Origin of the sequence: Aliikangiella coralliicola (assembly GCF_007004725.1) — a bacterium.
In the GTDB taxonomy this organism is placed as follows: domain Bacteria; phylum Pseudomonadota; class Gammaproteobacteria; order Enterobacterales; family Kangiellaceae; genus Aliikangiella; species Aliikangiella coralliicola.
On record NZ_ML660169.1, the window covers coordinates 117,701 to 141,308 of the forward strand.

Genomic DNA, 23,608 nt, shown 5'->3' on the forward strand with positions numbered 1-23,608 from the left:
ACTGAATATTGATTTTACTCAATCGGCAGTTTACAGATGATGACAAAATATTGCTAGATGTTCATTTTAAATGCAAGGTCTAATGATTTCGTTATTAATACGAACATCATTCTGTAAAAACTCGCTTGCGTATTTTTCTATTTCCCAAAATAACACCGAATAAACCGCCCCAAAAAGCGCTGCTCAACAATGTAAAGAGAACCGGCAAAACAATAGTAACGGTATTAAGCTTGGCGGCCCCCCAGTATGCCAGCGGGCCAAAAACACAACCGAGAATAACGGCCACTTTAACGGGCCGACTTTGCAACCAGCTATAACAAGCCGGGAAAGATAAGGCGAAAGTCAACCAGAGTAATAGCAACCAAACGGGGATCACATTATTATCCGCAGAAAAACGAATAACTGCGAAATGGTCTAACAACCAATCAAATAGAATTCCGACAGAGGCAATAGCAAGCCTTGTGAGATAGCGGGAATAGCACGCACTCTTCGACTTACTTGGCACCAGCTTTATTTCGGTCAGAATAAATACCAACAGAATAGGAATGACTGATAAATATAAAATCGAATCACGTCCTAACACAGCCAAAAACCAGCACGCCTGAAATACACACCATGAAAACCAGAGAGGAATTTTAAATCTCCTCGTGATATGTTTGTGAAATGTTCAATTTATCTTCATTGTCTCCAGGTTTGTTGCTATATGGAGAGAGCGTCATCGGCACCCGAGCCATTGGCTTAACTAAATGCAATTGCACGTTACTGATAACACGTTCCCTGAATCCGCCTTCGCAATAACAAAGATAAAATTCCCACATTCTCATAAACGCATCACTAAATCCCTGACTTTTAATTTCCGCACCCTTATCAATAAAGTTTTCACGCCACTTTTTAAGTGTCAAAGCATAGTGAATGCCCAGATCCTCAAGGTTGAGAACACGCATGTCCGTTGATTTGCGCAAGCTATCACTAATTGCATCAACTGACGGAATACAACTCCCTGGAAATATATACCGCTTGATAAAGTCAATTTCTTTTTTTGCCGACGAGAAGCGTTGATCGGAAATCGTTATTGCTTGTAACAACATTTCTCCATTTGGTTTTAAAAGCTCGCTGCACTTTGAGAAAAAAGTATCAAAGTATTGGTGGCCGACGGCCTCAATCATTTCAATAGAAACCAGCTTATCATAAGTTTCTTTTCCTTCCAGCAGTCGATAATCTTCCTTTAGTAAAAATACTTTGTCAGTGAGTCCTAATATTTCAATTCGTTTTTTTGCATAAGCATACTGCTCATCAGAAATTGTTGTAGTTGTCACCTTACAACCAAATTTTTTCGCTGCATAAATAGCAAAACTCCCCCACCCAGTTCCAATTTCAAGTAGGTGATCATTTTCATTTAACCGCAATCGCTGACATATTCTCTCTAGCTTATTGAGAGACGCTTGCTTCATCGACTCTCGTTCATCAAAAAAGATACCTGACGAATACATCATAGTTGAGTCGAGAAACGCTTCAAAAAATTCATTTCCCAAGTCATAATGAGCAACGATATTTTTCCGGCTCCCTTTTCGGGTATTCTTGTTGAGCCAGTGAAACATTTTCTTAATTGGTGAGGTTAACCTGGCAAGCCCACTCTCCATAGAATCCATGACACTTTGATTAACTGCAAATAGCTGGATGACTTTTGTGAGGTCAGTCGACTTCCAGAAACCATTTATAAATGCCTCACCGGCCCCCACGCTGCCACCTAACGCGACAAACCAATAAAACTCATCGTGAACAACTTCAATATCTGCGCTCAACTCACTCACTTCATTTCCATGAAACTGGTAATTTTCGTCGCCATCAATTAATGTCAAGTTGCCATAACGAAGCTCAGCAAGCTGTTTAAGCATTGCACGCTTTAACAGTGACGTGGCTTTGCTTCGTTGCAAATTTTCTTGTCTAAAAATACGCTCCATAGTACCTTTAGCACTCAACGCCTGCGCAGCAACGACTTTTTGCGCCATAGTCTTAACCGATAACTCATTATTCATAATCTTTGTTCCAGTTTAGAGATTGTTGTAGTTTGGGGTGGGAGTAAAATGGCACACGTTTCAACCAGAGCTTGAGTGCTTGCCAATAAATTCCAAACGTCACTTTCAACGTCATAAAGGGATATTGAGTGAGCGCCCTGGCCAGCGAACGAGAGCTGATCTCGCTCGCTTCAAGAGCCAGTGTGGCGTCAAAAACTTTATTACTTTTGCTACCCGACTTGTCAAAGTCGTTCGAAGATTCACCAACGTCTGTTGAGGTTGACGACATGAAAACTGTCAGTTTTTCTCCCGGTATTAAGAAACGCCAATCACATCTCATTTGCATCGGCAAAAATGGGGAAACGTGAAAAGCTTTGCTAAAGTTCATTCGAATTGAATCAGTCGAGCCATGTTGCAATTGCTGTTGCCGATTATCAAATGTGTAGCAATATCTTTCATCCCAGGGCGTATTATTAATTTGTGCTAATAAAAAATCTAAGTTGCCGTTATCTTCGTTAAAACAATAGTAAAAGGTCACCGGGTTAAAACAATATCCAAAGTAGCGCAAATGCGTCAGCATTCGAACAGGGCCTTTATGGCTGACGCCATACCGCTTTTGAATCTCGTCAATCACAGCTTTTTTAACATTGCCACTATCATCACATAAGTAGTCCTGGCTGCGAAAACAAGCGATGTTTCGTTTATCCTTTGACCACAACCAAAAGGGTTCAAACAACCTGGGTAACTCATCCAGGTCAACATACAGCATACAAATGCCATAGTTAAACTGATGAGACTTCGGCTTGTGACGCCTATGCTGAACGCGGCCAAAGTATATTTTGCTTTTCATCACTCACCACTTTTTCAAAATCATTAAGCGCTCGCAAACTACTAACAACGCCATCTTCGTGAAATCCAAACCGCCAGTAAGCGCCACAATAAAAAGTTCTTTGGGTGCCGTTAATCTCTGAATGTTTTGCCTGCGCGGCCACGCCTTCTCGAGTAAATAAAGGATGTGTATACTGCATTCTCTTTATTATTTTTGACTCTTTAATATGGTCACTGTAGTTTAACGACACACAAAAGGTATGTTCGCTCTTCAATGACTGAAGTATGTTCATGTTATAGGTTAATGCCACCTGGTTTGACTGTTCTTTCTGCAAGTGATAGTTCCAGGCGGCCCATGCAAGCTTTCGTTTAGGCAATACACTAGAGTCGGTGTGTAAAATAGCCTCATTTTTGGTAAAAGGAATCGCCGATAAAACTTCTTTTTCTTGGCGAGTCGGTTGCTCTAACATCGTTAATGCTTGATTGCTATGGCTAGCAATAAAAACATAATCAAAATGGTCAACTTCTCCGTTAGAGTAAATGTAAACTTTATTGTCTTCCCTTCGAATGAGATCCACCGGCGACGATAATCTTATCTTGTCTTTATGATCTTCAATCAGGCGGTCAACGTACATCGATGAACCATTCTTAATCACATACCATTGTGGTCGATCATTAACGCTCAACATACCGTGGTTATTAAAAAACTGTACAAAAAACCTGGCAGGAAAGTCGAACATCTTCTCATGACTAGTGGACCAAATAGCAGCCCCCATTGGAAAAATATAATGGTCACAAAATTGTGACGAATAGTTATTCGCTTCCAGGTAACGGCCAAGTGAAATATTATTCTCTGGCTCTGACAGTAGCTCTAAACTGTTTTCATTGAATCGAATGATATCGCGAATCATTCGATAAAAACTTGGTCTAAATAAGTTGCGTCGTTGAGCAAATAAACTATTCAAAGTCGTACCATTATATTCCAGACCAGTTTGATGACACTGAACACTAAAGCTCATATCACTTTTCTGATATTCAACATTGAGGTCCGACAAAAGCTTAATAAAGTTAGGGTATGTTTTTTCGTTAAATACGATAAAACCTGTATCAACATTATGCGTCTTCGACCCAATTTTGATCCCGTGGGTGTGCGTATGGCCACCTATATAATCATTGGCTTCGTACACAGTAATATCGTGAGATTTGTTAAGGTAATGTGCGGCGACATTACCGGCAATCCCAGTTCCAACAATTGCGATTTTCATTTAGCAGGCACCGTCCCCTTAAGTAGTTTTGCGCTCCAACCGGCAGGTAACATCGAAATAAATTTCAATAAACAAGTAAAGCGTTTTGGTAAGTGAATTTCAGTTTTCTGCTGACACAGTTTACGATAGATAATATCAGCAGCTTCCTCTGCGGTAATACGCGCAGGCATCGGAAAAGTATTTTTATCGGTAAGTGGTGTTTTAATAAAACCAGGACAAATCCAGCTCACCGCAATATTTTCCGGCGCAAGCTCAATCTTTAATCCTTGAAACAAATTTCTGATCGCGGCTTTACTTGCTGAGTAAGCTTGTCCCTGCGGTAGTCCCATCCAGGCAACACTGCTACTCATACCAACCAGATAGGGCGCTTTTGAAACTCGTAAATAAGGAAGCGCGATCTCGATCCCTTTAACGATTGACAGAAAGTTGGTTTCCATCATGCGTTGAAACGGCTGTGATGAAAAGTGATCAATATCAATATATTCAGCACTACCGGCATTGAGAATGACACAGTCTATCCCACCGAATATTTCATACGCCTGAGCGACAATATTTTGATTAACCTCAAAGGAAGTAATATCACCAGCCGAAACTAGCACGTTATCGAATTTGGAGTATAAGCTTTGCAACTGGTTAGCATTTCGAGCAGTCACAACAACTTTTGCTTTTTCCTCGATTAACTTAAGCGCCAGTGATTTCCCAATGCCGCTTGAAGCACCGGTTATCCAGACAACTTTATCTTTAAAATGATAAGTCATATCAGAACTTTCGCTTTACCCAGTTAACCAACCCACCAATGATCGGAAGCCTTTCGTACAATAAGGTTCCGGCGTCAAAATAGTCACGATGGAAAATAATTTGATTGTCTTGATTTACTCTAAATAAAGTACACCCAGGTACGCAAAACGGTTGATTGCCGTTGAGCCGCGGATGCTTTAGATTCATCTCCCATTCAACAAAAAAACGAGCTCCCTGGTAGATCGCTTCGCCAAAACTAAATTCCACCGTATCAATATTTTGGTACTGATTAGCAAAGTATTGTTTCAACTCTGGGAGTCCCTCAACTCGATGAAAAGGATCGGTAAAAATGATTTCGTTGGCGTAAAGTTCACCAATCGAATCAATATTAGTTGAGTTCAATTGTTGATAGGTTGATTTAAATTTCTCAAGGATCACTATTTACTCCCAACCATTTGTTGTTTAACTCGAGCAGGAATCGGTTTGAGATCCCACACTAAACCAAAGAAACTCATCAACTTTAACAGGTAATAAGTAATATCAATTTCCCACCAGCGAAATCCCTGTTTAACGGTTCCCGAAAAATAGTGATGATTGTTGTGCCACCCTTCGCCAAGGGTAATAAGGGCCAACAGCGCGTTATTACGACTATCATCCGGCGTATTAAAACGCCTCGTTCCAAAGCGGTGAGCTAACGAGTTAATCGTGTAGGTAGCGTGGTATAGGCCAACCGTTGAAATAAAGAATCCCCAGATCACTAGCTGACCACCGCTAGTATTTAAAGCTGGCGCATAACTCTCCAGTAAACTACCCACGACATAAAGAAGAAGCGCGAGGGCTGCTGGTGCTGCAATATCAAAGCGATCTAACCACTCAAGTTCTTTGAAACGAGAAAAGTCCTTTATACGTCGCTTGCGAGTTGTAAAGTTTTTTTCTGCAAGAAACCATAAAGTGTGGCTCCACAAAAATCCATGCTGCCTGGGAGAATGAGGATCGGATTCCTTATCAGAGTGGGCATGATGTTCTCGGTGATGTGACGCCCACCAAAGCGGTCCCCGCTGTGCAGAGCTGGCGGCAATAAACGCGAAAATGAATTGTAACCAACGAGAAGTTTTAAAATTTTTATGGGAAAAATAGCGATGATAAAAACCGGTAATCGCAAACATTCGAACAAAGTACAAAGCCACCGCCACCCAAAATGCGAACCAACTAAAGCCAACCCATATCACACCTAGAACGGCCAAGTGCATGGCAATAAAAGGTAAGACTCTCACCCAGTTTATTCGATTGTCTGATTCATCTGCTTCTAGTCCTTCTGAGTTGTCAACTTGGGTGTTATAACCTGCGTTATCAGCTTTTGTATCAAACCATGCGGAGAGAGTCGATTTAATATTAACTTTCGACTTGAAACCAAGCTTTGATTTAGAAGAGCTATCCGGCTTGGTCCCGGCCAAATTAGAACTTTTTCGATTTGAATTTTCCTGGTCCAATTTTGCTTGCTCAGGTGTTGCCATAAAGTTCATCTCCATTGACCCGCTCTATTATTAGAAATATCTCGATACTCAATTTTCGCAGCCCCTTTTTCTTTTTTTGTTTCTGTTTTTGAGTATACGTTACTACCAGGATATTGGATCAGGTTTGCCAGGATGAGCTCCCAATAATTAATGCGGTTCATTGATACACCTTGCAGATCCACCAGGTTGTTTACGCATTAAAATATCAATTCTTCCGACATTAAATCCCCACTTACTCATGTTTGTGGTTCCCATCAATGTTCTTCTGTCGATCAAGTGAAGCCAGTCATCCATATTAATAACCCAGCTGTCTCCATCGACCTTTACCTCAAGCTGATAATTTAAGTGGAGGCTATCACCGACGACTTCTCCAATTGCAGTATCGACAACATCGCCCGCGGTGCCAATCCACTGACCACCAGACAATTTAAACTTCCATTGACGGGTTTGCCGTTCACCGTCGTCGAAGAGAAACACTTCATCTAACACTATCGACTCTGCCAGTGAGTACGCGTTAATATCCGCGACAAACTTTCTACTCAACTCTCCCGATCTTTCTCTAACAACTCCCCAAGCGCACAATTTCCCATTGAAATAATCGGCAAAATCGAGTTTTGGTGTATTGTCCAGGTAAGATTCTTGTTTCACGGAACACGAGAGCAATCCTAGAGATGTTAGTAACAATATCAGTCTCAAAAGCATCATAAAGTCCAGATAATCTCTCAGTTAACAAAATAAACACTTAATCGCAATCACGATGGCGATACTCAAGTTAGTTACGATGAGACTGACCGGTTGGATCAGTTAAAGACAAATTATCGGAAAATAAAGTGATCCATTTTTGTTCTTCTACGTATTTATTGTTAACACACTAGGTTACAGAGTCGATTCGACAACATAAGCGAGTAAAAAAGAATCTTGACCAGAACAATAATTCCGGCAACTTGAGCATGCTTCAACAGAGACAAACAACCGATAATTTAGTATATTGGCCAATAACCAGCCTAAAGAAAAAATCGACTTCAATGACTCAAAAGGTCAATGTTACAGATAGTGAACGCTGGCGAGAACACCTCAATGCTATCGCCAAACAGCATGATCGTCATGCTTTCAAGGCGTTATATTTATATTTCGCTCCAAAAATTAAATCATTTTACTTACAACATGGAATGGGAGAGAAGTCTGAAGAACTCACTCACGAAGTATTCTTGAAAATTTGGCAAAAAGCAGCCAGTTACGATCCACAAAAAGCTAGTGTATCAACCTGGATTTTCACTATTGTCAGAAATTTGAAAATTGATTTTCTGCGAAAAAAGCGAATTGACGAAGTTAACGATGAGAATTTGCCAGATCCTGCTGAAGAAGCCAACTTCAGTGAAAAAATTAGCATCGACAGGGATAAATCAAGACTTCTTTCGGTTTTTAATCAGCTCAACGAAGAGCAACGAAACGTTTTGCAAAAAGTCTACTTCGAAGATAAAAGCCATCAAATAGCGGCCAAGGAACTAGAGATGTCACCTGGCGTGGTTAAATCTCGAATTAGAAGTGCACTGAAAATACTGCGCGCTCATATAGGAGGTGATCGAATATGAGTTGGGAAAGCACCAATGAAACAGGTACAAAGCAAAACGATTTGCAATACCATCCTGATATCGATTTATTGTTAAAATATTCAAACGGCAAACTGGCACCGGCGCTCGCGATTACAATTGGTGTGCATCATCATGAGTGCGAGACTTGCCGCCGTCAGGTTCAAGATATTGAACTGCTTGCAGGAAATTCGCTGGAGTCATTAGCCGATGAGGAAATATCTAATACTGGATTCGACAGCCTCTTAGAAGATATTCAGGCAATTCCTCAAACTTCTGAGACGGAAGTTCCAATGCAACAGACTCTATCTTCAAATGAATATGATATTTGCGCTGTTGCCGAATCAGATTTACCTATTGTTGTTCAACTCGCTAAACGCGAATTCGATGAGATAAAATGGGAAAAAGTCAGCAGAAATATCTCTCGCGCAAATATTGAGATTAATGACACGCAATTTGAAATGGAGTTACTAAAATTTAAACCCAAGGCGAAAATACCACGCCACACGCACAGAGGTAATGAGTATACCTTGGTTTTACAAGGCGACTTTAGCGACAAACAAGGCCAATACACTCAAGGCGCATTTATCGCACAAAATGAGCATCATGAACACCAACCGATCGCAGGAGAGAACGGTTGTATTTGCCTGGCGGTCACCGATGCACCACTTAAGTTCACCGGTACATTTGGACCTATTTTGAATTGGCTGACTAAAGCAAGGGATTAGGGGGATAGGAGCCAGGAATTAGGAATTAGGAATTAGGAATTAGGAATTATTAAATGATAATTCTTGGCTGAATTTATGTTGCTGTTTTTGCTTTCTTGAAATTTTCAATAGCAAGCTTTCTTGAAAGTTTCAGGTCTACCTGAGGTTTAAAATAGCCTGAAATCTCTTGCGACTCAAAACGGTGAATTGTTTTAGCGTCGATACTTTTTAATGCCGGCACCCACTGCTTAATGAAAAAAGCGTCTACATCAAATTTCTTTTGCTGTGCCTGTGGATTAAATATTCGAAAGTAAGGCGCTGCGTCAGTGCCCACGGAAGCACACCATTGCCATCCTCCATTATTGCTGGCGAAATCATAGTCAAAAAGATGTTGGGCAAAAAAAGCTTCTCCTTTTCGCCAGTCTAACCACAAATTCTTGGTGAAATAACTGGCGACAATCATGCGTAAGCGATTGTGCATCCAGCCGGTTTGAATCAGTTGCTGCATTGCTGCATCGATAATCGGTATGCCCGTTTCACCTTTTTGCCAGGCTAACTCATTCTGAATTGAGCGAGACCATGTTAGTTGAGAGTCAACCGGATTAAAAGCTCGTCCCTTACAAATATCCGGAAAGTGCCAAATAACAGAACGATAAAAGTCTCGCCATATCAATTCCCCTATCCACTTATGTGCCTTTTCACCTGCAACATCTTTCGCCACCTGATAACAACGGCGAACCGAAATCGTTCCTACGGCTAATGCTGCAGATAAATCAGAAGTGCCTTCAATTGCAGGAAAGTCTCTATCGGATTCGTATTGGTCAATCGTATTTTTACAGAAAACTCTCAGCTTTTTGTGCATTTTCTGCTCTGCCACATCAGGCACTCGCTTTGCCGTCGGCGTGACCTTTATTGGCTCGCCTGAGGTCGCTGAGCTGACTTTGGAAAAATCAACTAGCGATAAGTTTTCCTTCGGCAATTTATCGGGTGGAGAGTATGTCACAACGGGTTGTTGATCGATATTTCTATAAACCGCTCGCGCAAAAGCACTATAAACCTTGTAGCCTTGCCTTTCTCCGGTAACAATTTCCCAGGGGGCCACAAGTGAGTCAGCAACAAAACGATGGCACTTAACTTTACCCGCTAAAACATCAACAACTCGGCGATCACGCAAACGCTCATTAAGTGGATATTCGACATTAAAGTATAAATTCTGGATATTGAATTGATGGCAAATAGCACTCAAGATATCGGGCACTTGTGAAAAAGTATCGGCATCGACGACCAACAAGGGAATATTAAGCCCATTTAGTTTTTCTTTCAGATTTTCCAGCGCGCAAGCAATTAGCGCCCGCTGATTATTTCCAACATTGTGCAGTTCCCACTGTGTCTGGCATAGCAGGTAAACTGCCACTGTTTGCTGGGCTTTGTCATTGACCGCATGGTGCAGCGCAGGATTGTCATCTACTCGTAAATCGTTTCTAAACCAGATTAAATTCATTAACAGCTACCACATTTTCGTTATTATTTTATTTTCAGCGCAGGTCAAGTCTGCGCTGTTTAACTTCGCACGATAAACTTAGCCACTTGCCCAGAATTATCCAGAGACGCATTTGAGGCTCATTGCATTTTCACCCGAATTGCTAATTGTTTTGGATATGGTTCTAAAAACGACTGCTCTTCAACATACAAGTTAGGAAAATTCCTGAAATGATGTTTGAGTAAGGCTAACGGTGCCAAAATAGGTTCTGTTCCGTTTCGATAGCCAAGAATGCTTTGAGTTAATTCCGCTTTATCATCTGCAGATAATTCATTTTTCAGATAGCCCTGCAAGTGCATTAGCACATTGGTATTATTGCTGCGAGTGGCCACTTTCGCCAACGCTTGCATTAACAAGCCGAAATACTGATTAGCAATAATTTTCAAGTTTCCAGGATTGGCTGAAGCAACTAACGGCCCAAGCATTCGATATGTTTTTTGGCAATGAGCTAGTAAAGTCATTTTATGCCTGGCGTGAAACCGAAAAAGATTGTTCGTGGACAAACCAGACTTATTTATTTTCTGCCACTCGCTGTAAACATAGACCCGCTTGATGAAGCTATCTCGCAACAGCGGATCGTTAAGGCGACCATCTTCTTCAAGTGGCAAATGAGGAAACAATTTTCTAACCCTGGCGGCAAATATTCCAATGCCCGTTTTTTCAGCATAACCATTTTCACGGTAAACTTTAACCCGTTCAACCCCACAACTTGGCGATGCTTTACAAAAAATGTAGCCGCTTAGCTCGGCTAACAAGCCTTCTCGCTCTTCAGCAAAAATCTCTAAAGCATCGGTAAAATCTTGTTCGATATCGTCACTTAATACCGCTCGTGGCGTTTTGGGATCACCAACCAGCCGAATAGTCTTTCTGGGGGTCGTTAGTCCAATGCCGACTTCGGGACAGAGTGAAACAAAATCGAAAACTTCTGACAAGACATCTTTACAAAACCGGTTTTGTTTATGTCCCCCGTCATACCTGACCTTCGCTCCCATCAAACACTGGCTAATCCCAACTTTTATCATCAGCTCCCCAACATCACTTTGATAACATTCTAATAAAATATATACGAGAGGATGGAAATAGCAGATCGTTTTTTATAGAAATTTTGACTAATTTTTTTAAAAATAAACCAATTTGGCTTTATTTAATCGAAAATTCGTACCAATGGTAGATAGCTACCTGCTGAGTCTGGAAAATTTCAAGAAAGCCTAACCAGATCATATAAAAGTATATTGCGATAAAAACGGCATGGTTATAATTTGAACAGGGACAATAGCTTCACAGTAATTGGTGAAAATTGGCTATTTAGGTATGAATGTCAGAGAGCATTAGCGCTAGAGGTTTTAGTGTTAGACAGTCGGTATTAATGTTAGACAGCCTGAAATCAGCGTCTCGGGTATTTATACCTGAACAAGGATAATGGTCACGGCTCGAATGTTCTCAAGCCGTAACACAGAAGGTTATCCATCAAAAAATATGACAAACTTATCGCTGAATTGGATCAACTCCCCAACAATTGACGCGACGTTTACCTGCGGCACATCCGGTAAAATATTGACCTCCGATGGCTGTTGGCCGGCCCATACCTTCTGGAAATTTAACGACTTGATCTAATCCTTCATCAAGGCCTTCCGCCCCCCAACAAACCAAACCTGTGTCATCAATTGCACAGGTGTGAGCTTCGCCGGCAGAAATCGCGGTCGGATTAGACAATGTGTCAGGAACGATAGCCTGTCCGTAGTCGTAGCCCCATGCTTCTTCTGCACCCCAGCAAACCACACCAGAATCGTCGAGCGCGCAGCTATGATAAGACCCCAATGACAATGCAGAAGGGTTAGAAAGCGTTGCCGGTGGCTTTGTCGCATAAAACTCATCGATTCCCCAACAACTAACTTCGTTATTTTTTATCACACAAGCATGTTCGCCACCCACATCAATCTGATCAGGAAAGCTAACACTCTCAGGCACATTGTTGACTGAGGGTTCACGTCCCCAACAAGTCACTTTGCCATTTTGTACAGCGCAGGTGTTTGACCCACCGGCATTAAAATCGGAAGGCTTCGTAATACTTTCTGGTATATCTATTTGCCCAAATCGATTGTCACCCCAGCACTCTAATTTTTTATTTTGCAACACACAAACATGGCTTCTTCCACCTTCAACTTTTGCGTCACTTTTTAGTGGTGTGTAGTAGCGCGTTGGTGGGATAATATTCGCATTTCCTGTACAGGTGAGTGAACGTACATTTTGGAAGCATAAATAGTTTTGACCACTGACTATTTTCTTAATTGGAAGAGAAAATTCAGGAACCACTGTTTCACCATTTTGCCCCTGTCCCCAGCAAGCGAGCTTACGAGTATCATGCACAGCACAGGCGTGATCGCTTCCAACAGAAATTTGAGTTGGGTTAATCAGGCCGCTCGGTACATTCACGATCTGATGCTCACTGTCACCTTGCTCATTGCCCCAGCAGACAACGCCTGCCGTGGTGATGGCACAGGTGTTTTTATCACCGGCAGAGACCGCTGATACGTCAGCCAGAGAATAAGGAACATCAGTCTGTCCATTATCATTTCTTCCCCAACAGTGCACTTCACCAGAATCAACGGCACAAGTATGATGCTGACCAGCAGATAGGCTGCTTACGCTAGTCAAACCTTCAGGAACCGTAGACTGACCATAAGTATTATCTCCCCAACATTTCAGCTCATTGTCACCAATCGCACAGGTGTGTGCGCCGCCGGCACTTAGCGCGGTTGGATTGGAAAAGTTTTCTGGCAGTATGTTTTGACCGTAATAATTACTTCCCCAACATTTGATATCGTCTTGTGTCATTACGCAGGTATGGTTGCCTCCCGCATCTATAGCAACAATGGGATCAGATAATTTCGGCGCATTTAACTTATCATCCCACTTCTCACCAAGACACTGAATTTCATTTTTGTAAACCCAACAAGTATGAGCGTCACCCGTTGCAACCAGATTAGCTCTGGTCAGGTTTTCACTAATAGGAAGTTGATAGATATTTTCTCCATCCCACTCCTGAAAACCATTTCGTCCCCAACACAATAGATACTTGCTGTTTTTTATTACACAATTATTTTTTCGACTCGCTGAAAGGCTCGACAAGCGAGACTGGATACCTGCCACCGCAGGCTGTTCGATTACATTGATGTTATTTAGTCCGCTGTCGCTCAACACCTCAACATGGCCATCAGTAGATAGTGTGAGTGAAACACCCAATATCATCGACATTAAAAATGATTTCATAATTTATTCCTTAAAAAATGATTTAAAGTTTACAACCCCTAATTTCGTTACCTTATTTTCAACACGCGTAACGAATTTGACAGACTATATAAAACGATATTTTTTTCAATGAATAAAAAGTGACAAATAAAATAAATTTGTTTTTTATCTTACTATGAGATGAATAAAATTTAGTCGATGTTTATAGCTATATTGAAATAGGAAAACTTTCTAATTTAATACCTTTATTATTAAGAAGAAAACGATACTAATAAGAGCAAAAACAATACAAAAAACTATCCAGCAACTATCGAACACCTTTCCGAGTAACTTGCCTAAAAATCAACCATGCTATTCAACAATTCCAATCTTCAGATTTTCAACATCAGTATTAGTTCTGAAGCGTTTGTACGTTAGCACGAGATGAATCGTTTCTGACGTTAACTATAATCAACCATCCTGAAATTTTCAGGATGGTTGATTAAACGTCAATTGGTTATCCAATAATGATTGAACAACTCAGTCTATTTCTGATTCGATGAGTTCAATTCTTAAACCAGATACATCAGTGTTAGTTCTCAATAAAATTTCATGATTACCACCAACCATTGGGCAGGTATTACCATCATTTGTTGAAACCACACAATCATATTCTTCACCGACTACTGGAAGAGATTTTCTCACGAACAACTGGGCGTCACCGCTTGCAGCTGATAAGTCAATTGTTGCTTCATAACCTTTCGCTACCCAGTAATTATAAAGGTGTTCTTCATTGGCACTCACGTCTGCGTCGTAATCAAAACTACCAAATAATCGAAGCGTAGAAATTTGTCTGGCAGAAAGTGTACCGCCGGTGTAATCACTCACACCAACTAAACGAAGATAATCATTTGAAGAACTAGTAATACATGGCTCAGTTGATAGCGACGTGTACTCACAATCAAAATTGTCATCAGACGGTATGTCGTTGTTCTTTATCTGAGTCTTGATCTCGCCAGTTTCTGTGGTGGTTTCCATGAAGGTGTACCAATTATAAAAAGGTAATCCAAACGGACGTGTTAGCTTGAAATATTTCTCAGAGCCTGCTTCCCCGTTCAAGTTCTCGACTGGAACACCGCTGTATATTTCAACAATTTCGCCAGTCTTAGAAGTAACTTTCAGATTAAAATTAGCAGCAACAGGTGAACCCACGGCCATAATATAATAGGTTTTAACATAATCAAAAATAGACGTTCTCAGTTCGCACGATTCCTCGTTGGTTTCACCTTTAGAAATACAATCACTTTCAGTCGCAGTAGGTAACTCACCTTTACGCACGTAAAGATCCACATTACCAGCACCACCAAAAGTTTCAACGGTAAAACTGAAAGTATCATCGGGTAATTCGAGACGATAATATTTTGGTGTACTAGTAATTGCATTAACAGGATAAAGCGTTTCACCCATGTTGATATTGTTCATATCGACAACGCCGACGCCTTCGGATCGAAAAGTAATCGTTTCTCCGGGCTTACTCACAGTGTTGATATTAATATTAGAAACTGAACGATCCCACCACACGCCTGCAGCGCGACTGATATCATTAAATTGATATTCAACTCCTTCATCGAAGAGATCATTTTGATCGCCATAATTACGGTGATTTTCAAGATCTTTACGGCCATCAGCCTGCTCAACACTAACCATATAATGGTTATATGGTGTTCCATCTTGCGAGCTATTGTTACCAAATTTATCGACGTGCCATATCATCAAACCCTCATCCGGTGTGCGCATATAACGGCCACTTCGATGTATGTTTTCCAAAAAGAAAAATTCATTCGTGTTATCAGGGTTTGAGTACACATAACTGGTATTACTGTGTGCAGTCGCACTAAGTAAACCTACAGGAGCTCCCGCATCAACCGCCGGGTTAAGTTCAATTAAAGTTTCCCAACCTGCTAACCAACGAAAATAAGGATTCGGCGGCATTGGCGATGTACCACCGCTGTCAGACATAAGGTCGTAGCTACCTGTTCCAGATGAATCATGACCATAATCATAAAGATCAGGCCAATCGGCCAGCATATGCCCATTTTCGTGAGCAAAAACACCAATACTGAGAGAGCGGTTCATTGAAGTCATTTGATAGTTGCTAAATTTGACCCCGTCTTTCTCATAATTGTACCATCCGCGATGAGGCCACAAACCTTTTGACCAAGGCGTATTCGGGTAGCCCGCGTAAAAGATATTTAAAGAATGCACTCGGCCATCTTTGTCGACACTCAGGCGACTAGTATCAACACCACTACTCATTAAGAAATCGATCACTTCCTTAACCAGATCTCTTCTGCCGACTCCACTTCTGGGATCGTTATAAACTGATTTAGGATGAGCTGCGCGATAATAATGAGTTACAAGATTCGTATAGTTAAGTTTGTTACCAGAAATATCTTTGAAATACTCGTTAACGGATCCCTGATTTCCGAATTCAGAATAATTTTGCCCATTTAACAGATCTTCGACCTGATCCTTACTAAAAGCAGCAGGATCGTCTGAAAAGTCAACGATAACAGTCGCACCGACAACGTCACCCAAAAGGTGGTCATCAGCAGTAACGGATGCCGCGCGATTAGCAACCGGCTTGTCCATTTGATTTTCGGCGATAGCAGCCGCTCGCTTTGCTTTAATAACTGATTCAGGTAAGTTGACAATCGGCATTCGATTTACGCTGGCCGACTGTACTTTTTGAAATTTTAATGTGCTCGGCTCGAGATCAGTGCCATCTGCATTGAGCTGAGCGTAATAAACATATCCATCATCACCCAACGTTAAAAGACGTCCATCACCTGAGCGAACTTCTTTGTAATACTCATCACCGGTAATATAAACAGTGATTGAAGAACCATCAGGTAAATTTACTTCAGTGGCTTGATTTTTCACATAATCAGCGAACACCGAAGTCGACAACATCGAAAGTGCCACCCCGGTTAATAGTGGCTTAAATATTTTTTTCATCACTAATCCAACTCTCATTTTAAAAACAGGATGTAATGCAGTGCGCATTTCAGAATCAAATAAATTCTGGATTAACGACTGCGCTGATAACTGTCTATTCAGAGAAGCGGTTAACATGCCTTCGCTAAATGACAGCGTTATCCTAACCAGAGATTGTTAATGAAAAATGAACGCGTTTAGTTTTTAAATTTGATTTTATATGCGATATTTTTTTTACAAAAAAACTAAAACAGAAAGGCTGACCATCATGATAAAAAAACAAGAAGTAAATTTTTTATGAGCAGAACGATTAAAAGAAATTCAAGATCTTTTGCTTTTATATGTACAGTTTTTTTTAAAACGGGAATAATCTTTATGGCTGCGGAATGATAAGCTTCACTTTTGTTACAGAACTTCGACCAAAACAATTATTCGAAAATATATATTAAAAAGTTCTTACGTTTTTTTAATTATTGAGTTTTTCAGATTAAAAGCTGCGTGTATTGTTTGCAAAACAATCAGAAAACAACCACCAGCCTCAATGAATTTATATTGATTCAGCGCTAGCTACCGTTTTGATTCTTCCTTAATCGTTAAGGTGAGCTCAGGATTTTTGGCATTAATGTAATTACTTTCTACTCGGAAGCGACGATAGTCATCAGACGAAGCTTTTTCGTTGTTCAGGAAAACTTCATATTCCGTATCATAACCATCAACCTCTAACAAAATTCTGAGTACTTGCCCTTTTTCAAAAGAACGATTTAAATTAGCCTTAAATCCTGTATTCTTATCATATCCTTTCAACAGGATCTCCCTCGCTTTTAGTAACCCTGCTAACTCGTCTTGCGTATCAAAGTATAACCTTTGCCATTCTTGCCAGGTGGGATGAAGCGCTCTCGCTTTAATGTCTGCCAGGTAATATTTATACCAGGCTGCGTGTTCTGCATTTTTTAAAATGCTCTTGGCCCAATCTTTCGCGAAATCCTTTGCATAGTTACCAGCAATCTCTTTAACATCAAAACTAAAAGGTTTCTGAAGGTTTTCAAGCTGGGTTTGCGCAAGATCGAGCGCTTTTTGTTTCGCACGCATTGTTTTAAGATGTTTACTCAGGTCTGGCGTATTTTTGTAAAACTGTTGCAACGAATAGGCTCTATTATCTCTTACCATAGTTTGCGCCCATCCAGCTAACTTAGTTTTAAGGGCAACCGACTTCCCATAATTTCCTATAGTTTCCTCAAATGTCCGTGTTTTAATGTAACCCGGTATGTCTTTCGTTTTTGCCCGAATAGAAGCACTCACCTGCCTCGCAAGATCAAGACGCACTTCAGTTTCAATGTCTTTTACTGCTTGATCACTCAGCGTTTCGATTGGTTGGTTCCCAGTAACCTTCTGCTCAGCCAATTTGTACAAAGCTTCAACCAATGCTGCAGGCGGCCCGCCATTTTTATTGGCTTTTAATACATCATAAGCAAAATCTGCAATTTCAATAACGGCCTGGCTATAGGCAGCTCCTAAAATAACTCGCGTCAACTGAGACAACTCTGCCTGTGCATACTCTAATGCATTAGTAAATTGTGCACTGGCCCTGGTTAATCCTTGTTTTGCGTCAGCCAACCGACGACGCGCCTGTCTAATTTCGGCCTCCAACTCTGGCAATACGTCACCGGGCGCCCAACGATGAGTACTTAGCTTCATTTTATTATCAGCATAAACAGTAATATGATTGACCAATGTTCCCTTAGACTCAATATCTTTACCTATTTTTTCAAATTTCTTTTTTGCTTTTTCCAGTGGCGCTAAAATCTGCTGAAGTTGCTCCACCTCCTGATTACTGCTTTCCAGTCTCGCATTAGCGTAACTTAGATCACGTTTAGCGATTCGAACCTGATGTTGATAGGCAATTAGCTGGCTGTTTTTTTCACCTAATAGCTTACTGGCCTCAAACATTTGTTTTTGGATTTTTTGATTACTATCGCGGTATTTTTTAAGAATATCATCACTCACCTTTTTCTGTTGTAAAAGGGCTTCCTCTTCTTTTGCTAGCGCTAAAAGCTCAGCCGAGTTTTTCTCACCATCAAGCTGTTTCATTAATTGATTAATCGAGTCAATATGTTGTTGAAGATATTCACTACTGTTCAAATGTAATTCGAGCTCTTTGGGATAGTTACTTTTTTGCCTTTCAATAAACGCCTTGGCTTGTTTTAGTCTGGCAGTAAAGCGTTCCTGTTGTTGTTTCGACGCGACTAGTTTTTCTTTCAATTTCTTAACGACCAGCGCATTCTGTTCAACTCGTTGTTTGGTGTCTTTGAGTTCAATTTTAGTGTTAGTGATATCTTGCTTAAGTTGAGCGAAACTAGTAAACCACGGGATATCATCAAGCTCGATTTTTGCAATACGATAAGTGACGGGTTTATCATCTAAAGCAATGGCTTTAACAGAATCAACTCGCTCGTTGAAAAAATCATCCTGCATACTAAAAAAATATTGAGTCTCCTTGGGTAGTGCGTAGATGTTTAGTCGCAGCCTGTCTTGAGGTTGTGTTTTTCTATGCCACACATCTAAGGTGGAATCCCAGGTAAAAAAATCTATCCCCAATTCTTTATGAACCGGTTTATGACGATAACGCAGGTCGACCGCCAGCTCAGTGTAGAGATTTTTTTTAATCGCAAGTGCTGAGTTGGTATCGCCGAGCTTTTTAAATAAAGCAACCCACGCCCAGCTTGCAGCGACCAGTTCTCGGCGTCGCTCAAGCATTTCCCCGGTTAAATTTTTGTAATCTTTCAGGGCCTTATTTCTCTTTTTATTTTCAACAACCGCTATTTTGTTTTTAAACGCGGAAACAGCCGCCTGATACTCCTTGCCAACATAACCATAACGCTTACCAATCTTTGCTAGTTCCTTATCGAAAGTCTTGAATTCCGGCGTATCGAAAAACTCAAATTCAATCGTTTTAATTCGGTACCAGGCTTCATCTTGTTGCATGCGCCAGGTTTGATTGACCGAGTTATTAATTAATGCAGCGATATTACGTCTGAAATAGTCTCGTGCCGATGTATCCTGGTACGCTTGCCAATTGCGGTATTTTTCTAACACGGAATCGTATCGCTGAAAGTCCGTTGTTCGACCTGTCGCTTTATTGATGAGATCCTCGCGTGTGGTTGCGACTCCGAGGTAAAACACTCTGTCTTCAAACAGTCTGGTCCAGCGATTTTCAAGCTTGTCAAAACGGCGTGATAATTTTTCGACAAAAGTTTTTGCTTTGTTGTAAACAGTCTTGTCGTAATCAGATTCAATAGCATTCGAACTTTCACCATCAGCCAATGGCGAAGTGCTAATACACACTAGCAATAGAAAAATAATGAAGGGAATTGCCCGAATGAAAAGGAAGGAAAGTGAGTTCATTAATGCTCCATGTAGCCTTTATATATTTGAATTATGTTATAGCTAACACTTAGTATTGTTCACAATATCAATAAATTAAGTAATCACTACTTATAATACTACCTTACAATGAACTGACAATGAATAAACACTCACAAGTTTAATTCGGCGACATACTCTATTAACTATCATTTGGAAATGACCTGTATCAACTGGTTACTTTCTTGTTTCGTCATCTCCCAACGTGTTAACTATCGCTTAAACGTTAATTTCTAAAAGCGTACCTTCTTTTTAATTCGAGTATAGTGCTTTTTTGATATTAGTTAAGACCTGATCGCCAGTGAAATAAGTTCGTGTGAGAAACTTTAATTTCTTTTCATCACCCAGCACTTCGCCCAACATTTTAACGATAAACTCATAATCGGTACGCTCAGAGTTAACGGATAAGACTTTATTCATCCACAACCACATGTTTTTCTCGCCAATTTCTTTTTCTATCGCCAGCAAAACAGTAGGACCATAGATATATACATAAGTATTTCTGTTACCATAATCCTTGTGACTAGTGATATTTCCGACTGGCATAAACTGGCTACCAGCTAGTTCATTGATTTTCTTTTCAACCGCGCTGGCATAAGCATTTCCATCGACAAACTTCTGAATCGTTTTTAGCGCCAAATATTCCGAAAAAGACTCGGTAATCATATCACCAAGCTCCGAATTAAACTGCCGAAAGCTGGCAAAGTAATAATGCGCTAACTCATGAGCTATAGTTTGCTTGTTATCATTAATCTTATCTTTCCTAAACAAGTCTTTTAAACCATGTCCTTCATGCCCAATTGAAACCATCGCTGGATATGAAATAAATTTCCATGCTCTCTTTTTGCAAACCGGAGTAGTTTGTATATAGACAATACTATCGCCATAAGGAATAGATAACATTTTTTCATAATGTTGTTGATATGTTTTCACAAAGCCTGCTAACTTTTCTATTTGTTGCTTAGTCAATCCAGAATTTAGAAAGTAACTTCCATCATGCTTCTCGAATTGGTATTTGCCTGCAAACAAAATTACTTCTGTCGGTTTTTCGTTCTTGAATCGACCTTTATTACCGGAGAGAGGGTCACTTCCATTAACATATATTGAATCGCAATCGTCACAAGTAACCTCTATGTTGTACCTCAATTTATAGTAATATTTGTCTTTCTCTATATCATATAAAATCGGATACCATCCTGTTTGCGCCCCATCAGTCCTGATTGTTTTACCATTAAATGCAATATTTCCTTTCCAGTCGGAATAGTCATCTGTTTTGCTCAGATCAACAACAACCGGAAACTTTCCCGTGTATTTGAGTTGTAAAGAATCAGGAATAAATTTTTTCTTTCCTGAACTATCAGGAAGGTAGTAGCTAAAACTATTGGAAAAAGAGTTCTCGCTATAATATTTTTTGAAAGAATAGTTATATTGTTTCGAATGATTTCTAAAGTACTCAATATTGAAACCAGCATTGAGTAATATCACATAATCCTCTATCTTGGGTATGTCTTTCAAGATAAAATCACTGTCTATAGTTCCATTTGCGACTGATATTTTCACTGTTCCAGTTAGTAAAGGTACTTTTTCATTTGCGAAGACCATACTTGAAATAAAAGAGAGTAAACATAGAACAAACTTCATCAATTTTCCTTGATAATTTAACAGCCAGAACAAAATTTAACGTATCGCTAGAATGCCTGCATAAAATATTATTTGTAGGTGTTTAATTTGTATAAATGAACCGCGTTAGTAAGAAGAGGTTAAAAGCGTCGACTTTAGATAAGTCCCTCAAATCGGTATTCTCAAACAACACAAAAACATATTGAGTACAATATCAAAATATGTCAACAAACTTTTCAGAATTATGGATTTTCAGGATGTAAGTTCCAAACCGCATCCAATAAAAAAGGCCACACTAACTGAATGAAATGTGGCCGGATAAAACAACTCCAATGATTATTTTATATCTAGTATCATGAACCGCATTTCGCCGGACCAATATCTTGCCACACCGACGCTTTGCCCGGTTCAGCCTTGGTCCACCACTGTGCTTTCCAACGTCGCCCCTGGTGATCGACTTCATCCCCTGCATTGTAGGCAATGCCCGATTGCCAACCTAGTTCAACATCGCTTAACAACTTCCAGACTTCGTTTGCTGCTGAGGGCTGAGAGTTCTGATTCCACCAATTGGCTTGCCACACAAGTTGGTTGAAACTGACTTTATTGCCTTGCTGATAAGTTTTACTCGCTTCCCAAGCTGGGTGGTTGGCCGCATCCGGATCTGTCGTTTGACACCCGCCGGTTTCAACAATGACCGCTAAAGTGGTTGAAGCAGAAACGTCATTTTCACCATCAGAAACTACTACCGAAATAGAATAGTTTGTAGTTTGTGCCGGAGTATTTGCCTGAATGTTCACCGTGGCCATGTCAGTGTTAGTCGCTCTTAGTTCAGCGGGAACATTCCAACGATAACTCAATGGTGTATTTTCCGGATCTGAAGCGCTCACAGTGATGTTGATTGACTCACCCGCGTTAACTTCAAAACGAGCATCTAGAGAAACCTGTGGTGGCTGATTGGTGGTTGGCTTTTTCACATCGAGTGCAAAAGTATAATTATTATTTTTTACCCAGACTTTATTCGTCAAGGTGTCAGCCGCGCTATATTCAATAATGTCTTCTGAATTTCTTACTCCGATTTGAGTGATTTGTTGATGGGTTTGATTGACCTGTGTCGCTAACTGTTCCGCCCAAATTGCTTGAGACTGATTAGACTCTGAAATTGCGAGTTTTTCGAACACGACTTCATTACCATTAGTATCAAACACTCTAAACCAGATCTCATCACCAGCTTGTGCCTCTGTTCCCTGCTTAACATAGTAGCCTTTATCATGCCATTCAAACGGCGGATTAGTCGAACCACTGATAGTAATATCGCTACAGTTATAGAATCCCTCACCGGCAATATCGTTCCGCTGCCAACGAGTATAAAGAATGGCATCACCGGTTCGGCCTACCGGAATTTTAACCTTGGCTAGATAAACATTACGTCCACCAACCTGGCTAATGGGAATATTCCCTTTACTATCAATTAACTCAATATCATTCCAGGTGAGTGCTTTATTATCGATATCGACACCCGGCTTAGTTAAGTAAAATTCCCAGAAGCTAGGGTTGTGCGGCGTCGCGCCATAAAAAATGAAATCAAACTCTCCATTGCTATCAGGTTCGATCGTGGTTCTTTGCCAATGGGTTGATGGAAGATTCATGCCCCGCTTGGCGTTATCACCCGCCGAGCACAAATTACCATCGGTCACCACGGCTTTAACTGCATCAAGATTGTGATAGTCAGTTACATTGGCAGCAAACTCAATATTTTGCACAAATTGAAATGTTCCTGACTCTAAAAACGCCATTCTACAAGCTTCGTTAGGAATGGCAGAGCCGTCATCCGGCCACCAATATCCCCCATCGTCAACGCAAAATTGTTGTCTTGCTTTTGGATGATCAACATAGCCATGACCATGTAACAGGCTGGAAAAAAGAATGATGGAAAAAAATGAAATTACTTTTGAAATGATCGATATTTTTTTAACTCGCGCACACGCGAGCATTAATGAACGATTCATTATGGCCTCCTCTTTAGGTTTTTAAAAAGGCAATACCGCTCAGATTTACCTAATGATTTTTATTATTTATTTGGAGCTAAAGCCCCGCATACTTCTGTTTCTTTTTTGCGGGTTCGACATTTAATTTTGTAGCCGTCGCTA

Annotated in this window: 18 protein-coding genes; 2 read left to right on the forward strand and 16 right to left on the reverse strand. The window is 40.5% G+C overall.

From position 1 onward, the window contains the following. Positions 1-106 precede the first annotated feature (106 nt). Genes FLL46_RS21300 through FLL46_RS21335 form a run of 9 tightly spaced genes read right to left on the reverse strand, consistent with a single transcriptional unit; the run spans position 107 to position 7,065 of the window. A complete protein-coding gene (locus FLL46_RS21300; RefSeq protein ID WP_142933509.1) occupies positions 107-652 on the reverse strand; it encodes a DUF2878 domain-containing protein in 546 nt (181 codons plus the stop codon). Continuing rightward, positions 636-2,036 carry an SAM-dependent methyltransferase gene (locus FLL46_RS21305; protein ID WP_246119373.1) on the reverse strand — a complete coding sequence of 467 codons (1,401 nt, stop codon included), beginning with the start codon at positions 2,034-2,036 and terminating at the stop codon, positions 636-638. The genes FLL46_RS21300 and FLL46_RS21305 overlap by 17 nt, the downstream gene beginning before the upstream one ends. Beyond that, positions 2,029-2,865 carry a DUF1365 domain-containing protein gene (locus FLL46_RS21310; protein WP_142933511.1) on the reverse strand — a complete coding sequence of 279 codons (837 nt, stop codon included), beginning with the start codon at positions 2,863-2,865 and terminating at the stop codon, positions 2,029-2,031. The genes FLL46_RS21305 and FLL46_RS21310 overlap by 8 nt, the downstream gene beginning before the upstream one ends. After that, a complete protein-coding gene (locus FLL46_RS21315; protein WP_142933514.1) occupies positions 2,828-4,108 on the reverse strand; it encodes an NAD(P)/FAD-dependent oxidoreductase in 1,281 nt (426 codons plus the stop codon). Before FLL46_RS21315 ends, FLL46_RS21310 begins: the two co-directional genes overlap by 38 nt. After that, complete coding sequence (locus FLL46_RS21320; RefSeq protein WP_142933516.1) at positions 4,105-4,866, reverse strand: SDR family NAD(P)-dependent oxidoreductase; 762 nt, start codon at positions 4,864-4,866, stop codon at positions 4,105-4,107. Before FLL46_RS21320 ends, FLL46_RS21315 begins: the two co-directional genes overlap by 4 nt. Position 4,867: 1 nt before the next feature. Next, entirely contained in the window at positions 4,868-5,284 is a 417-nt protein-coding gene (locus FLL46_RS21325; protein ID WP_168204275.1) for a nuclear transport factor 2 family protein, read from the reverse strand. After that, complete coding sequence (locus FLL46_RS21330; RefSeq protein ID WP_246119374.1) at positions 5,284-6,375, reverse strand: acyl-CoA desaturase; 1,092 nt, start codon at positions 6,373-6,375, stop codon at positions 5,284-5,286. The genes FLL46_RS21325 and FLL46_RS21330 overlap by 1 nt, the downstream gene beginning before the upstream one ends. Then, positions 6,366-6,521: a hypothetical protein gene (locus tag FLL46_RS27150; RefSeq protein WP_168204276.1), complete on the reverse strand. Its 156-nt coding sequence runs from the start codon at positions 6,519-6,521 to the stop codon at positions 6,366-6,368. The genes FLL46_RS21330 and FLL46_RS27150 overlap by 10 nt, the downstream gene beginning before the upstream one ends. Next, positions 6,508-7,065, reverse strand: a complete 558-nt coding sequence (locus FLL46_RS21335; protein WP_142933521.1) for a DUF3833 family protein — start codon at positions 7,063-7,065, stop codon at positions 6,508-6,510. Before FLL46_RS21335 ends, FLL46_RS27150 begins: the two co-directional genes overlap by 14 nt. 320 nt (positions 7,066-7,385) lie before the next feature. Here FLL46_RS21335 and FLL46_RS21340 point away from each other — a divergent pair, with 320 nt between their 5' ends. Continuing rightward, the gene (locus tag FLL46_RS21340) at positions 7,386-7,952 is read left to right on the forward strand and encodes an RNA polymerase sigma factor (protein ID WP_168204278.1); all 567 of its coding nucleotides are present in this window, start codon (positions 7,386-7,388) and stop codon (positions 7,950-7,952) included. After that, positions 7,949-8,677, forward strand: coding sequence for a ChrR family anti-sigma-E factor (locus FLL46_RS21345; RefSeq protein WP_142933525.1), 729 nt, complete (start codon positions 7,949-7,951; stop codon positions 8,675-8,677). Before FLL46_RS21340 ends, FLL46_RS21345 begins: the two co-directional genes overlap by 4 nt. 73 nt (positions 8,678-8,750) lie before the next feature. Here FLL46_RS21345 and FLL46_RS21350 read toward each other — a convergent pair whose 3' ends face one another. The 7 genes from FLL46_RS21350 to FLL46_RS21380 form a co-directional block, all read right to left on the reverse strand. Next, positions 8,751-10,157: a cryptochrome/photolyase family protein gene (locus FLL46_RS21350; RefSeq protein ID WP_142933528.1), complete on the reverse strand. Its 1,407-nt coding sequence runs from the start codon at positions 10,155-10,157 to the stop codon at positions 8,751-8,753. 119 nt (positions 10,158-10,276) lie between these two features. After that, the gene (locus FLL46_RS21355) at positions 10,277-11,218 is read right to left on the reverse strand and encodes a YbgA family protein (protein ID WP_142933530.1); all 942 of its coding nucleotides are present in this window, start codon (positions 11,216-11,218) and stop codon (positions 10,277-10,279) included. Between the two features lie 463 nt (positions 11,219-11,681). Next, positions 11,682-13,466, reverse strand: a complete 1,785-nt coding sequence (locus FLL46_RS21360) for an RCC1 domain-containing protein (RefSeq protein WP_142933532.1) — start codon at positions 13,464-13,466, stop codon at positions 11,682-11,684. 498 nt (positions 13,467-13,964) lie between these two features. Beyond that, positions 13,965-16,442: a M6 family metalloprotease domain-containing protein gene (locus FLL46_RS21365; RefSeq protein ID WP_168204279.1), complete on the reverse strand. Its 2,478-nt coding sequence runs from the start codon at positions 16,440-16,442 to the stop codon at positions 13,965-13,967. 546 nt (positions 16,443-16,988) lie between these two features. Next, complete coding sequence (locus tag FLL46_RS21370; protein WP_142933537.1) at positions 16,989-19,823, reverse strand: coiled-coil domain-containing protein; 2,835 nt, start codon at positions 19,821-19,823, stop codon at positions 16,989-16,991. Between the two features lie 270 nt (positions 19,824-20,093). Further along, positions 20,094-21,482 (reverse strand): gluzincin family metallopeptidase, encoded by a 1,389-nt coding sequence (locus FLL46_RS21375; protein ID WP_142933539.1) that lies wholly within the window; start codon positions 21,480-21,482, stop codon positions 20,094-20,096. A gap of 332 nt (positions 21,483-21,814) precedes the next feature. Continuing rightward, positions 21,815-23,467: a lytic polysaccharide monooxygenase gene (locus FLL46_RS21380; protein WP_142933540.1), complete on the reverse strand. Its 1,653-nt coding sequence runs from the start codon at positions 23,465-23,467 to the stop codon at positions 21,815-21,817. Positions 23,468-23,608: the final 141 nt, after the last annotated feature.